Source organism: Saccharopolyspora kobensis (assembly GCF_900108315.1).
Taxonomy (GTDB): domain Bacteria; phylum Actinomycetota; class Actinomycetes; order Mycobacteriales; family Pseudonocardiaceae; genus Saccharopolyspora; species Saccharopolyspora kobensis.
In genome coordinates, this window is sequence record NZ_FNVB01000010.1 from 360,566 (window position 1) to 375,275 (window position 14,710).

The 14,710-nt window shown below is 70.6% G+C and carries 5 protein-coding genes; all 5 read right to left on the reverse strand.

Features of this window, described 5'->3' with window-relative positions:
* The 5 genes from C4T78_RS31070 to C4T78_RS36650 all read right to left on the reverse strand — a co-directional run bounded on the left by C4T78_RS31070 (position 1) and on the right by C4T78_RS36650 (position 14,706).
* Positions 1–1,641, reverse strand: a complete 1,641-nt coding sequence (locus C4T78_RS31070) for a TNT domain-containing protein (RefSeq protein ID WP_093352238.1) — start codon at positions 1,639–1,641, stop codon at positions 1–3.
* A complete protein-coding gene (locus C4T78_RS31075) occupies positions 1,638–5,078 on the reverse strand; it encodes an ADP-ribosylglycohydrolase family protein (RefSeq protein ID WP_093352236.1) in 3,441 nt (1,146 codons plus the stop codon). Before C4T78_RS31075 ends, C4T78_RS31070 begins: the two co-directional genes overlap by 4 nt.
* A gap of 19 nt (positions 5,079–5,097) precedes the next feature.
* Entirely contained in the window at positions 5,098–7,188 is a 2,091-nt protein-coding gene (locus tag C4T78_RS31080) for an ADP-ribosylglycohydrolase family protein (protein ID WP_235863515.1), read from the reverse strand.
* 601 nt (positions 7,189–7,789) lie between these two features.
* A complete protein-coding gene (locus C4T78_RS31085; RefSeq protein ID WP_235863514.1) occupies positions 7,790–9,184 on the reverse strand; it encodes an ADP-ribosylglycohydrolase family protein in 1,395 nt (464 codons plus the stop codon).
* Positions 9,181–14,706, reverse strand: coding sequence for a DUF8616 domain-containing protein (locus C4T78_RS36650; protein ID WP_177247581.1), 5,526 nt, complete (start codon positions 14,704–14,706; stop codon positions 9,181–9,183). Before C4T78_RS36650 ends, C4T78_RS31085 begins: the two co-directional genes overlap by 4 nt.
* Between the last annotated feature and the right edge of the window lie 4 nt (positions 14,707–14,710).

Genomic DNA, 14,710 nt, shown 5'->3' on the forward strand with positions numbered 1-14,710 from the left:
TCAGACCTCGACCAGCCAGCCGTCCGCGACGAGGTTCTGGACGTCGTTGGGCAGCACGAAGGCCGTGCCGCCGCCGACCTGGCCGAAGTCCGGCTTGACGACGCCGGAGATCGCCTCGAAGCCGGAGACCACCCGGTAGCGGTGGTAGGCCCCGACCTGCTGCTGCGGCGGCACCGAGCGCTGCGGCAGCGTCGTCCCGGCCACGAACACGGTGTTGCCGGTCGGCTCGCCGAACCGGTCGACCTCGTCGCCCTGCCGCAGGACCACCACGAACTTGTTGTCGTAGGCGTCCAGCGGCGGCTCGCCGGGCATCGGCTCGTACGGGCACTCGAAGTCCTGCAGCGGCTCGTCGGGCTCGCGCAGGAACTCGGTCCGGGTGAGCGACATCGCGCCGATCAGGTGCGCCGCGGCCGCGTAGGCGTCGGGGAAGCGGGAGCGGTTGTGGATCTCGCCGTCGGCCACGCGGAACACCGACCACCAGCCGTCGGCGCCGCGCAGCATGCTCCAGCCGCCCTCCAGCGGCTCCTCGAAGCTGTAGAACCGGGTGCTCATGCCCATCGCGCTGATGAAGCCGCGGGCGATGTCGATCGCCTTGGCCGGGCTCAGCCGCAGCAGGGCCTCCGGGTCACCGCCGAGCACGAGTGCCTTGGCCTCGGCGGCCGCGCGGTCGGCCACCTCCGCGGGCGGCTGGTGGCTGCGGCTGCGGATGTGGTCGAGGAAGTCGCGCGGCGGGGCGATGCCGTGCTCGTCCAGGTAGTAGGCCAGCGCCAGCGGCCACACCCAGGTGCCGTCGGTGTGGAACTGCTTGGGCACCGCGGGCGGGCGCTGCGGATCGACCTCGTCGGGATCGCTGCTGTACGCGCGCAGCAGGATCTCGCCGCCGTGCAGGTAGTGCGCCACCTGTCGTTCCTCGACCGAGGTCAGCGCGGGCCGGTGCGCGAACGGGCGGTTCTCGGCATCGCGGCCGTCGAAGACCTGGACCATCCGGACCGGCTCGGGCTGCTCGGCCTCGCGGTGCCGTCCGTAGTGCTCCCAGGCCGGGTCCAGCAGCCATTTCGGCGCGGTGGCCCGCGGGTAGTAGCGCAGTTCCTCGTAGTGCGCGCGGCCGTCCTCGGGGGCGACGACCCAGGTCGGCTCGTCGTGCCCGGTGCGCAGGTCGGCGCCGTCCTGGTCGAGCTGGAAGCGCGCCGAGGTCCACGCCCCGGTCTCCGGCCGGTAGGCGACGTTCCGGTGCCGCCGCAGCGCGTCGACGACGTCCTGGGTGGGAATCCACCGGTGTTCGGCGTCGGTGGTGACCGCGGCGGTGATCTCGATCCGGGTGCCCAGCGCGGTGCAGTCGACGACCGCGCGCTGCCAGCCGTCCGGCAGCCCGGCGACGACCGCTTCGCGCAGCGCTCGCTCCAGCTCGCGCTGGTGCTCGGCGCGGTCCGGGAAGTCCCCGTAGGACGCCGGCGCCGGGAACTCCGGCCGCACCCGCGCGGGAGCCTCGTGCTGGACGACCAGTACCTCGCCGACCTGGTCGAGCGGGACGGGCCGGTCGCGGCCGTCCAGCACCGCGCCCTGCTCGCTCAGCTCGCGCAGCGGCGAGCACGTCCCGTCGACCAGGACGTGCGCGCCCGCGGTCGCCTCCCCCAGGATCATTCGTCCTCCCCCTCGGACAACTCGTCGTGCATGACTCCGTTGATCCGCCGCGGCGCGGGCTTGGGCGCCGGGAACTCCGGTCCCGGAGCGGCCGCGACCGGCTCGGGCGCGGCGGCCCAGTGCGGCCGGACCGGGTAGCGCTCGTTCCAGTCCTCGCCGGTGGGCGGCTCGATGGCGGCCTGGCCCGGCAGGAACGCGCCGTGCCCGAACTCGGCCACGCAGTCCAGCGCGATCTGCTCGACGACGTCGCGCAGTTCCAGCTCGGCCAGCCAGTCGACCGGCAGCGCGGCGACGCCGTGCAGCGCGCCGACGATGTTCCCGCAGATCGCGCCGGTCGAGTCGCTGTCGCCGTCGTGGTGCACGGCGATCCGCAGCGCCTGCTCGACGTCCTCGGCGACCAGCGCCGCGCACACCGCGATGGCCAGCGCTTCCTCGCCGACCCAGCCGCCGCCGAGGTGCTCGGCGATCTGCTCCGGCGTCGGCACTCCCGCTTCGGCCAGCGCGACGGCGGACTTGAGCGCCGCGCTGGTCTCCTCGTGGTCCTCCCAGGTCTCCAGCACCTGCAGCGCCAGCCACACGCCGTCGTCGAGGCCGCGGCCGAGCAGGGCCTGCTGGACGATCACCGCCAGCGCCCCGGCGGAGTGGTAGCCGGCGGGGTGGCTGTGCGTCACCGCTGCGGTGCGGGCGGCGAGCCGGAACACCTCGGCGGGGTCGGTGGACCACAGCGCGGCAGGCGCGGCGCGCATCACGCCGCCGCAGCCCTTGGAGTCGTTGACGCGCTCGGTGAACGAGCCGGCGGGCTTGCCGTCGCCGAAGCGGGCCAGCGCGCGCCACACGGTCTTGCCCGGCGCGCGGGTCGCGAACAGGCCCGGCACCTCGATCAGCCAGCCGTCGGGCGCCGGGTAGTCGGCGAGGAACGCGCCTGCCGCGGCGTCCCAGTCCACGCCCTGCGTGTGCAGCCAGCGCTGGTAGGCCAGCTGCACCTCGGGGAGCGGATCGTCGCTGCCGAGCACCCGGTTCGCCACGCTGCCGCGGATCAGGCCTTCGGCGGTGAACAGCGTCATCTGGGTGTCGTCGGTGATCGCCCCGCGCACGCCGTAGGCCTCGCGCAGCCCGGACGGGCCGTCGGGGCCGAAGCGCGCGGTGATCGCCTCGGCGTTGATGAACTCCAGGTCGGAGCCGAGCGAATCGCCCAGCGCACCACCGAGGAAGCAGCCCAGCACGCGTTCGGTCAGCGACGGAGCGCTGTCGCCGGGGCCGTCGGCCTTGGCGTGCCCGCCGCGCGCGATCGGCGGCGCCGCGGGCGCGGGCTCGTCTTCGCCGTCCGACGGCTCGGCCTCGTCGGGAGCGCTCGCCGATGCGTCGTCGTCGGCGGGCATCTCGTCCGCCGGTCCGTCATCCGCACCGGCGTCGACCGGTTCGAGGTCGATCGGGGTGCGCGCGGGCGGTTCCAGGTCCACCGGTTCGCGCTCCGCCGCGGGCTGCTGGACTTCCGGAACTTCGCCGTCCGCAACGTCTTCCGCGGCGTCGTCCGCCGGTTCGTCATCGACGAGCTCTGACTCGGCGTCCTCGTCGCGGTCCTCGTCCGGCTCGGAATCCCCTTGTCCGGCAACGACTTCGGGCACCGGGATCCGCGCGATGCGCTCCGCGACCTCGCGATCCGCTTCGGCGTCCTGATCGCGGACGACGACTTCCGGCACCACGATCCGCCCGGAATCGACCTGCTCCGCGCGGTCCGCGTCCTCCGGTTCGGCGGCGTCCTCGGGTTCGGCGGTCTCCGCCGGGTCCTCGTCGACGACCGGCTCCAGGGTGACGGCGTCCGGCATCCGCTCGAAGTCCGCCGACTCGCGGACGATCCGCTCCGCGACCTCCCGGTCGGCGTCCGTTTCCTCGGCGTCCGCATCGACCGGATCAGCGGGCTCCGGCGCGGGATCGGCCTCGACGGGCTGGGACGCGGTCGGCGGCGGGAAGGCCCCGATCTGCGGCGCGGCGGCCGGCGGCTCCAGGTCGTCGACGATGGCGGGGAACACCGCGGTGGTCTCCGCCGGCGCCTCGGGAGAGCGCAGGTTCGGCACCGGGATCGGCCCGGTGCTCGACGGGTCGCCGACCGGGGCCGCTCCGGCCCGGGCGGCCGGGAACGTCGGCGCCCCGATGCCGTCCACGCGCGGGTTCTGCACCGGCAGCCCGGCAGGCGGCGTGTCGACGGCTTCCGCCGAGGTGATCACCGGCATGAGCATGGTCTGCTCGGCGGAGCCCTCGACCGTGTTCGGCGAGCCACCGGTGAGCTGCGGCGGGCCGCCGAGCTGGCGGGCGTTCGGCGAGTAGCGCTGGGCCCACTGCGGCTGCGGTCGCGGCGCGAAGGCCTCGGTGGCGTCGGCGCAGAGGTTCTCGAGGATCTCGCGCAGTTCGAGCTCGTCGAGCCACCGCCCGGGAATCCCGGCGGGCCCGTAGAGCGCACCGGCGAGCTGACCGGCGAGCGCACCGGTGACGGCGCTGTCGCCGGAGTGGTTCACCGCGACGCGCACCGCGTCGGCGAAGGTGCGGGTGCTGCCGACCGCGGCCAGCGCGATGCCCAGCTCACCGGGCTTCTCGCCGAGCTCGAACTCGATCTCCAGCTGTCGCGGGGTGGGGCAGCCGCGCTGGCCGACGAACATCGCGGCGTGCAGCGTCCGGCGGACGTCGGCCGGGCCCCGGCCCGTCCAGTAGGCGACGCCGAGCCGCTTCTGGTCGGAAGCGTTCACCGCGTCCCACAGCGGCACACCGCGGATGAGCTGCGCCAGCACATCGCTGTGCAGGCCGGCCGCACCGACCGAGTTGGGCGCGGAGACGAGCAGGTTCGCGGCAGCCGCGCCCGCCGCGAAGACCTCTTCCGGCACGTTCGACCACGCCATGGTCGGCGCGGCCCAGACCGCGAAGTCGACCAGGCCGTCGGCCTTGAGCGGAGCGTGCAGGCTGCCGTCGGCGCCCAGCGGCGAGCGCTGCGCCGCCGACCCGATCACGTGCAGCCCGGCGCCGCACGGGTTGCGGGTCGAGTACAGCTCGGGCCGCTCCAGCAGCCAGCTGTTGGGAGTGGGCTCGGTGGCCAGGTACGCCGACATCGCGTAGTCCCACGGCACGCCCTGGGTGTGCAGCCAGCGCAGGTAGTTGGCGAGGATGAACTCGGTCGGCAGCCAGCCGCTGCCGTTCGGGTTCGCGGCCTTGGCGCGCAGCAGGGATTCCAGCGTGAACACGGTGAGCTGCGTCAGCTCGGTGCTCGCCCCGCGCCGCCCGAACACGGGCAGGTAGTCGACGACGCCCTGCGGCCCGAACCACTGCTCGATCTCGCTGAGCTTGCTGTCCCGCACACCGGCGCCGAGCGCATCGCCGACGGCCCCGCCGAGCATGGCTCCGCGGAAGCGTTCCGCCCACGACTGCTGCGGCGGTCGAGCGTCGGTCATCGCGATGTCTCCCTCGTGCTCACCAGGCCGGGTAGCGCCTGGTCCAGGCCGGATCGGTCGGCGGGCCCGGGCTGAACTCGGCGAGCGCATCCCCGGCCAACGTCTCGATCACCTCTCGCAGCTCCAGCGAACCGAGCCATTCCGGCGGAACGGCCCGAGCCCCGTGCAGAGCCCCCGCAATGTTGCCGCACACGATCCCCGTGGAGTCCGAGTCCCCCGAGTGGTTCACGGCCAGCAACAGCGCGTCCCGCAGGTTATCCGTCGCCAGCGCGGCGTAGAGCCCGATCGCGAGAGCTTCCTCCCCGACCCACCCCTGCCCGAGCGTGTCCTTGATCACCTCCGGAGCGACCGGCCCCTGCTGCGCGAGCTCAACGGCCCGGTCGAGGACCGCCAACTGCTCCTCGTGCCCCCGCCACCGCAACAGCAGCTCCCGCGCGATCCGCACGGCCTCTTCCAGCTGCACATCCCGGATGAGCTGGTGCACGATCACCGCCAGCACACCGGCGGAGAGGTACCCGCTGGGATGGCTGTGCGTGAGCGCCGCGGTGCCGACGGCGGCGTAGAAGACCTCGGCGGGATCGTGCGACCACACGGCGACAGGAGCGGCCCGCATGACGCCGCCACAGCCCTTGGAGTCGTTGATCCGGTGCTGCGGACTGGCGTGCTGATGCGTCTGCGCGAACTGCGCGAGCGCGGACATGCAGGTGCTACCCGGAGCCCGCGCGGCGAACAGCTGCGGATTGGTGATGAGCCACCCGTCGGGCTGCGGAATCCGCTGCGCGTAAGGCCCACCGGCCTGCGACCAGGGCTGGTTCTGCGTGTGGAACCACCGCTGATAAGCGTGCTGCACCTCGGGAACCGGATCGTTGTCGACGGGCTTGATCCGCCTTGCCACGTGAGCCCGGATGAGCCCTTCGAGCGTGAACAGCATCATCTGCGTGTCATCGGAGATCTGCGCAACGCCGTCCCGAAGCACCGGAGCGGTGAGCCCGGCGTCCCCGTGGTTCCGCCGGATCATGTCGATGTCGTGGAACTCGATGGCGTAACCGAGAGCGTCCCCCACAGCCCCGGCCAGCATCGACCCGATGAACCGCTCCCGAGGATCGAGCGGCGGCGCGGGAGGCTGCGGGGGCGCCTCCGGAACGACGTTCTCCTGGGCTTCTGCGCCCTGATCCGGCTGGGCCTCTTCGGCTGCGATGGCTTCGAAGGCCCGCAGGAGCGCCTTCCCCTGGATGTCGGCCTGGTGCCGAGTGCCGACGTCGATGACCAGGTCGACTTCTTCGAAGGCGCTCTTGAGCTGGGCGACGTCGGCCCTGACCTTCGCCTGGGATTCGGGCAGGTACTTGGGGCTGGTACCGGCCAAGAACGCAGTCTTCCCACCGAGGTTGACGGTCCCGGGAGTTCCGTCTTCGTGCGCGAGGAGCGCGACCTCGGACCTGGCGACCGTCATGAGCATCGACCGGTCGGATACGTACCCGGCGGCCCACATGTGCAGGAGACCTTCCAGCATCGATTCCGGGCGCGGAAAGCCCAAAGTCGTCGGGCTCGGCCGGTAGTCGGAGTTCAGCCGGTACCGCCCCGTGAGCGTGCCGTCCTCATCGACCCAGTAAGCGCCGATCCAGGCGTGCTCCGGAACTTCCTCCCGCGCCGCGTCCCGGTACATCTGGTCCGGCACCGAGAGCCAGCTTCCCGGCTGCTGGGCGGCTGCAGCGCGCATCGCGTCGGTGATCTCCGGAGCGGAGATCTCGATGGCCCGCGATCCGATGATCATCAGGTCCATCTGATCGCCCTGCGTGAAGATCCGCACGTTCCGCTCGGCGAGCAGCGGCAGCAGCCGGTACCCGTTGACCCGGACGGTGCCGGAGACGAAGTCCGCGCCGCCCAAGTCCGGCATGGCGCTCCGGTCGGTGCAAACCCAGATCTGCGCCTTCTCCTGCCCCTCCATCTGGAAGTCCGCCGGATGCGACGACGTCCCCTCCGGCCCGGTGAGCGCCCAGAGATCCGCGATCAGGAACTCCCGGTAGACGTCCTCAACCGCCCCCTGCTCAGCGGCGTACCGCCCGATCGCCTGCTCCAGCGCGGTCGGCTCAACACCCTGCGGTCGGCCCATGTCCCCCTCCATGTCTCCAGATCGCCGGTCCCCCGGCTCATCCTGCGCACTCGCGTCGACGAATCCGTAGCAGCTGCTCTGCCTGCGCTCAAGAAGCGCACGCATGAACAACGTGCCGTCGGAAGGGAACACGTCACACCCTTCCGACCTCGAGCGAATACCTTCGTCTCCGGCTCGAGCACGTCGAGAACCACGCCGGCGTCGCTAGGCGTATTTTCGGCTTGCACGGTGAACGCCGGACCGATGTCATCCACGTCGAGCGGCTCTGCCGAATCCTCAACGACAGCACCAACGCGGTCGACCGCTTGTTCTCGAGACGTGGTGGAGGACTGCAGCTGCGAGCGCAGGTCAGCTTTGCGCGTCGGTCCGAATTCCTGGAACAGACCCGCCGAGAGGAAGTCGATCTCGGATGCAGCGACCAGTTTCCGCCGCCACAACAGCGGAAAGGCGCCCGCGCCGAAGCGCGCGCCAGTGAGCAGGCCGCAGATGAGCGCACTGGCGGCGCTGCTCCGCGCAGTCGATGCGGCGTGCAACTCCCTCCCCCGGACCGGTTTCGAAGTCCGCGGGTCCACCTGCTGCAGCGCCCCTGCGAACTGCCGACTCACCAAGCCGGGTACCGGCGCAACCACGCGCCATCGGTCGGCGGGCCTGGGCTGAACTCAACCAGCACATCGTCGGCCAGCGTCCGCACAACATCACCGAGCACCAGTGCTCCGCTCAAATCGCGAGGAACTGCCTGGACCCCGCATTCGGCACCGATGAGCAAGCCGCTGATAGCACCGACGACCGAACGATGTGCCGTGTAGTTCATCGCCAGCAGCACCGCCTCACGGACGTAATCACTGGCCATCGCGCAATACATCGCCAAACCAAGCGCCTCGGCACCATCGCTGCCGCCACCGTTGAACGCTTCGAGAACGCGTTCCCGCGGTGCAGGTACCCAATCCTCCCTAATCATGTTGAAAGCTCGTCGCATCATCTGCTCGCTCTTCTCATGAGCTGGCCATCCCCTCAACACCCCCACGGCGTTGCGGATGCAGTCGAAGAACGGCACGTCGCGAATCTGCTGGTGCAGAAGCACGGCCAACGTTGCGGCCGGGAGGTGGTCGTCGGGATTCGGGTGCGTCAACGCCGCGATGTTGACAGCAGTGGAAAACACCTCTTCTGGGTCGTTCGACCACACCGCTGCCATCGCCGCTCTCGGGACCGCGTCACTGCCGCCAGGGGCAGTCTCGCCGCCTTCTTGTTGTGGGCGCAAACCAGTTCGAGCGAACGACTCCAAAGCAGCGACGGTCACCGAGTCCTGCTCGCGATCGCCGAACAGGGCCTCGGTGTGGACCAGCCAACCGTCGGGTTCGGGCGATCGCGCGGCGAACGGACCTCCCCACTCCGGCCACCTGCCACGACTTCCCCACGGAACACGCTGCGTGTACAGCCACCGCTGGTAAGCGTGATGGACCTCGGGGACCGGATCAGCATCCACCGGATTCATGCGGCGAGCGGTGTGCGCACGGATCAAGCCCTCCAACGTGAAGGCCAATAGCTGGCTAGTGCCTGAACTGCTAGCCGGACCGCCGCGGAAAGAGTAGTCGACCAGTGCCTGGTCCTTCTCCAGCATGACGCTGGGTCTCCAGCTCCGCTCGAACGCCACCCCAGTGTCGACGGCACGTCCCAGCGCGTCGCCGACCACTGCCGAGAGCAGTGCTCCGCTGAACCGCTCCCCCGGGTCCGGGTCAGGAATACGGAGTTTCCGCTCGGGGTGGCGCCCTTCGATTTCGCGGGACCGCATGTCGAAGTCGATCAACACCTCGGGCGGGCTGTCGATGTCGACGTAGTGCAAGTTGTAGTCGCTGCCTTCTTTCCGGCCCTGTGGCCGAAACTCGGCATGCGCCTCGACACGCGACGACCATTCACGATGCAGCTCGCCGACCTTCGTGCTCCGCCGGTAGCGCTGTTCCTTCGGCCAGCCCTTCGGTGCGACGCGCTCGTCCCTCACAGCCGCTTCCTCCCCTGCCAGCCAATCACTTTGCCCGGCTCCATGAAAACGCGCTTGCCCAGCCACCATTGATCCCGCAAGTCTCCGGAATCCACGCCAGCGGGACGACCGAGATCACTGATCTCCTTCGGGGTCGGAAAGTCTTTCGAACCAAGGTGGAAGCGCGATACGATGTCGTGCGCGACAAACAATTCAGTGCCGAGGAACGAGATTTTACGTTCCAATGATTCCCGCTCCGGCCCGGACTGCAGGGACGCCACCTCCTGGCGCATCTCGTCGATCTCCCGTTCGGTCCTAGCGATCCCGCTTTTCAGCCGCGGCAAGATCCTTTCGACAGCTTCCTGGTGGTTGTCGAACTCATAGCCCTGCCGAGCCCAGGCATAGCTTCCGACATCGATGTTCGCTCGGAGGACGATCGACTCGACTCCGGATTGGCGGTACCAGCTTTCCAACATGCCGTTGAACTCGCCCGCAAATCCATTCCCTCGAGCATCTGCCTTGATCTCAAGCTTCGCGTGATTAGCCACCAGCCCACCAGTTTTCGAATCCAGGAAGAAGTCACGCGTTGCAACGCCGATCTTCTGACCTGAATCATCGAAGATGTCAGCCTTCATGGAGACACGACCCTCGGCCCCGGTGACCTCGTGCACCTCAACTCGCAAACCTGCATACTCGCCATCCACAACACCTTTGACCTTGGCCAAGGCAGCCTGCTCATCGAACGGCACCCCGCCATCAGGAAACAGGTCTCCAATTAGCGGGCGCTCGTCGCGATCCCGCAACGACCGGTCGCCGACGTTTTCGTCACCCAAACTGCCCGTATCGCCGCTTTCCCGGTCGTGCGGACTCGCTTCTTCCGATGACTCAGGGCGCACTGCTTCGTCGGGCCGCTCAGTACGGTTGAACGGATCAACCCCGTGGTCACCGTTCTCGAACGGATCTGGCGCGTCGTCCCAATCTACAGCCGTCCTCCGCCGCCTGGAATTGTGTTGAACAGCTGGAGAACTATCCAGTTCGCGAGAGCGACCTGGATGAACCGGAGCGGGGCTCGGCGACGGCGCATTTCCGTGACCGGTACCGACCGAAGGCTGTTGGCTGGGCCGCTGCTGCCGAGGGCCGCTGACGTCCAAAGGTGGTGTGTTCGCTCGCTGCCCTCCGGGCACCTGGCGCGGGCCTGAGACATCGAGTGGTGGAACGTTGTTCCTGGAGGTTGAAGGTGTACCAGGGTTCGGACCGTCTACGTTCGGGCGTGGGGCTTGTTGTCCTGGGCCGCTCGGGTTTGGACGGGGCCCTGAAACGTCGTACGGCCTCGGTGCCGGTTGGCCGGGCGGTTGTGGTCCCTGCGGACCTCGGGGGCCGTTCGGGAGCGGGCCGACGCCTGGGGTGCGCGGCCCCTGGGAACTCGGGCTGTTGAAGGTCGGGCGGCCGCTCTGCTGGGGCATGCCCTGCAGTTGTTGCTGGCCACGCGGCGGCGGGGTCGGTCCGGACTGCTGAGAGCCGCGTGGGGGCTGAGGCGCCGGAGGGTTCGGTTGCCCGGAGCTCTGTTGGGGCATGCCTCCTTGGTGCTGGGGCTGCGGGTACGGCTGGCCTTGTTGCGGCAGTCCCTGCTGAGGTGCGGGGCCGCCGTACGGCTGCTGACCAGGCTGGGACCCACCGAACGGTGGCTGGCCCTGCTGAGACGCACCGTAGGGCTGCTGACCAGGCTGGGGACCGCTGTACTGCTGTTGGGGGCTGCCGAAGGACGGCTGTCCGGGCTGGGGGCCGTTGTGGGGCTGCGGCCCGCCGAACGACGGTTGGCTCGGCTGCGGCCCGCCGTACGGTGGCTGGCTCGGCTGGAGTGCGCCGTAGGGGTGTGGCGTGTTCTGCGGCGGTGGTGAGAAGGACGAGTACCTCTCGCCCGTGACCGGGTCCATTTCGAAGGTGTCCGGCTTGGGGTTCTTGCCGAACATCTTGCGGACCCAGTCGCCGAAGCCGCGTTGTTCGGCGTTGTGGGCTTGTACTCCGTGGCGGACGAATTCCGGTTCGTGGCCTGGAGGGAAGGGGCTGTCGTGGACCGCTTTCGTGCCGTCCGGGGCGAAGCTGACCCATTGGCCCGGTTCGTCGAGCTTGGGTTGGGGCGTGCCGGAGGCGTCCGCTTCGAACTTCGCTCGCGAGTCGCTCGCGTACATGTTGCCGAAGTTGTCGACCCAGGCGTCCTTGTTGGGCGCCAGGACTTCGACGCCGAGCTCCTTGGAGAGCTGCTGGGCGAAGTTCGGGGAGCCGTCGGGCATGTCCGCACCGGTCTTGCAGGACAGCAGGCGCACCGGTGTGCCCGGGTCGTAGCCCGGGGCGGCCTTGATGATCTCGGCCAGTTCCTTGGCGGAGAGCTGCTGGCCGCGGAACTGCACTCCGTCCGGGCTGCCGTGCACCTCGACCGTGAAGCGCTTCGGGTCCACCGCCGGTTTCGGCATCCGGTCGTAGTAGTCCCGGTCGCCGATCCTCGTCTTCGGATACGGCACCGCCGACAGACCGGAGGGCGTGTTGCGGATGCCGATGTAGCCGTGGGGGTCGTTGGGGTCCCGGAGCTTGCTCTCCAGCTCCGGGGAGACCTTGATCCGCTCGAACTCGCCTGCGCGGCCGATGTCCCACCGGTGCTCGGTCGGATTCGCCGGCGGGCGCTCGGCGGCCATCGACTCCGAAGTGGAGTACTTCTGGGACTCCTGGTCGGGCTTGGGGGTTTCCTGGCCGACGCCGGCGTCCTCGGGCGTCCGCTGCGGCCCGCCCGGACGCCACTCGCCCTCGGCGCCCCGGGCGTTCGAGAACGAGTCGGGGCGCATGTTGGAGTGCTGGCGGTCGACACCCGCGTGGTGCGGCTTGGGGGCGTCCGGGTGCACGCGGACGCCGTCGTGCGGGTGGCGTTGGCGTGGTGCGTTCGGAACGGCGTCCGGACGGTTGTTGCGGGGCGGAACGTCCGGACGCGACGGGCCGTCGGGACGAGGCGCATCGTGGCGCGGCAGGCCGTCGGGGCGTGCATCCGGGCGCGACGGGGCGTCCTGGCGCGCTGGGCTGTCCGGGCGACCTGACGGCGCGTCGGGGCGCGACGTGGCGTTCGGGTGCGTTGACGTGTTCGGGCGAGCCGGGTTGTCGGGATGCCCCTGGCGGGGCTGGGAGTTCGGCGCGTCAGTGCGCGGCGGGCCTCCCGGGTGCGGTGCGTTCGGGCGGGCCGGAGCGTCCGGGTGCCCGGGGCGAGGGCTCGGTGCGTCTGCACGCGGCGGGCCGCTGGGGTGTCCGGGCGCGCCCGGGCGCTGTGGAGCGTCCGGCCGCGGGCCACCTGCGGGCGGAGTGTTCTGCCTGGGCGGGCCGTCCAGGTGCCCGGGGCGAGCGGGAACATCCGCCCGTGCCGGGCCGCCCGGATAGCCGGGCCCGGCGGCCTGCGGCCGCGCACCTGCCGGCGGACCGGCCGGACGCTGTCCGGCCTCGCCTCCCGGTCCACGCCGCTCCGGCGACGCCGTTCCGCGCCCTCCCGGGCCCTCCGGCCCCCGCTGGCGCGGCGCCTCGGGCCTCCCGGCTGCGCCGGGGCTTCCCGGTGTACCGGTCCAACCGGATCCGGAACCGTGGCGCCCGCTGCCTCCGGCGGTCGGCGCACCGCCACCTCCGGGGCCTCCGGCGGCTCCGCCGCCGACCGGCCCGGCACCTGCTCCGCCGGGGGCCGATTGATCCGAGCGGGCGGGTGGTGGCCCGGCAACAGGTGCCGCAGGGCCCATCTCCGGCGCCCTGGACGACGCGTCCACAGTCGCCGACGAGGTGGCGGCCGGTGTGTTCGGGTTGTACCCGGCAGGCCCGCCGGGCGTGCCGAAGCCCGAGGTGGATCCTCCACCCGGAGGCGGTCCGCCGGCGGTGCTCCCGCCCGAGAAGCCCGAACCGCCGCCGACCGGCGCGCTGCCCGGGCTCGCACTGCTGGGAGGCTGGCCGCCCGGATTCGAACCGCCGGGGTTCCCACCGGAGCTCACGTTCTCGGGGTGCGAACCGGTGGTCCCGCCCGAGTGCGAGCTGCCAGGACTCGGCGCGTCCGCAACCGGTCCGCCCGGGTGCGAGCCGCCAGGAGTCCCGCTCGGGTTCGAGCCACCGGGGTTCGACGCTTCGCCAGTCGTACCAACGTGATTCGATCCGCCGGTGGGCGAGCTTCCGGGATTCGGCCCTTCCGGAGCCGTGCCACCGGACCCGCCCGTGTGCGAACCACCGGGGTTCGGCCCACCGCCAGCAGAACCACCGGGCCCGCCAGAGCCGTCCGGCGTCGCCGAACGCGGCGAATCCGGTGTTCCGTGGCCGTTTCCACCACTGTCCACCAAGGACGATGCACGCGGCTGCTCACCGGAACCAGTGGGCGTATCCCCTCGCCCGGGAGCATCGGTTCCAACCCCGTGCGACGAGCCAGGCCCGTCGGTGGACGAGGCCGGACCACCCGTGGGTGAGTCCGGTCCGTCTGGGCTCGGCGAACCCGGGCTCGGATCTGAGGAAGCGGTCCCGTTGCCGGCGGTCCGGGGCCGGTCGCCCGGCCCACCGGTGTCCCCGGAGTCGTCTCCACCACCGCCCGGTGCGTCGGGGCCGCCGAACTTGGCGTTGTGCTTGCCGACGACGTCGGTGCCGAAGACGTCGTCGACCTTCTTCCACGTCTTCTCGGCGAGCTTGTCCGACATCTTGCCCGCGATGTCGACCTTGTCCGCGAGGTTGCTGACCCCGTCGAACGCCTTCTTGCCCATCTTGCCCAGGGCCTTCATCACGTCGCCGAAGACCTCGGCCATCTTGGCCAGCTTCGGTGCGACGTTGCTGATCGTCTTGACCAGCTTCTGGACGATGTCGGCGATCTTGCCCACGGTCTTGGCGATGAACGCGACCGCCTGCGGCACCACCCACGCCAGCGAGACCAGCGGCGGGGCCAGAGCCTCCAGCGCGTAGGTGATCAACCGCGAGATGCAGTCGGCCACCAGGTCGCGGACGAACTCGCGGACGAACGAGACGACCTCGCCCATGATGGTCACGACGGAGCTGATCGTGTTGGCCAGCTCGGCGGCCGCGCCGAGGGCTTCGCCCTTCTCCGCGGCGTGCTTGCGGTAGGCGTCACCCGCCTGCCCCGTCCACTCCGCGGTGTCGGACTTGACCGCGTCGTTGTACTGGGTCGCGGCCGCGGCGACCGCCTGGGAGACGTTCGCCCAGGTCTCCCCGTACGCCTTGACGCCGTCGGGGTCGCCCGCGAACCAGTCCAGCGCCTCCTTGAGGGGTTCGACGTGCTCGATCAGCCAGGACAGGCCGTAGGACAGCAGGGTGCCGATCGGGTCGACGGCCATGCCGACCACTTCCAGCGCCGCGCCGCCGTAGGCCAGCCCGGCCTCTACCCAGCTGGAGCCCTCGTTGAGGCTGCTGATGTCGTTGATCGACTCGGCGATGCCGATGCCGGTGCCCCACCCGGCCTCACCGGTGCCGGCGGTGAAGATCCCGGGGCCGTCCGGGTTCTCCTTCTGCTGCGCGACGAGCGGATTGCTCATCCCC